The sequence below is a fragment of the Bradyrhizobium sp. Leo170 genome (assembly GCF_004296405.1).
GTDB lineage: Bacteria > Pseudomonadota > Alphaproteobacteria > Rhizobiales > Xanthobacteraceae > Bradyrhizobium.
On record NZ_PSRR01000922.1, the window covers coordinates 1 to 324 of the forward strand.

Here is a 324-nt window from a genome sequence, read left to right on the forward strand (position 1 = left end):
CCCCGCTGAACGGATCGAGACGAAGCATCTCCTGCACCTTCGCAGCAAGCCCATCATGGCCACAGCGGAAGTCAATCGGCCGCGTTGCCATGTAAATCTTCAGATCAGCACCGGCCGCGATCATCGTGACGCTCGTACCGCGCGGATCACCCGAGATAGCTGCTCGCCATCTATAGCCGTGTCCGTCCGCACCACGACATCGCCGATCGCTATCTCAAGCTTGATCGCCGGAACGTGATGCTCCTCCAACGCACCTTCCACGACCAGCGGCGCGAATGTCGGCTGCGAAGCCTCGCACGACGGCAATACGCCTCGCCGGCGAAA

Annotated in this window: 1 protein-coding gene and 1 pseudogene; both read right to left on the reverse strand. The window is 61.7% G+C overall.

The window, feature by feature from the left end:
- A partial coding sequence (gene tnpB, locus CWO89_RS49890) for an IS66 family insertion sequence element accessory protein TnpB (RefSeq protein ID WP_165421650.1) occupies positions 1-124 on the reverse strand: 124 nt, incomplete at its 3' end.
- Positions 121-324 (reverse strand): annotated as a pseudogene (locus tag CWO89_RS47475) (hypothetical protein); the annotation flags it as partial. The pseudogene CWO89_RS47475 and the gene tnpB, both read right to left, overlap by 4 nt.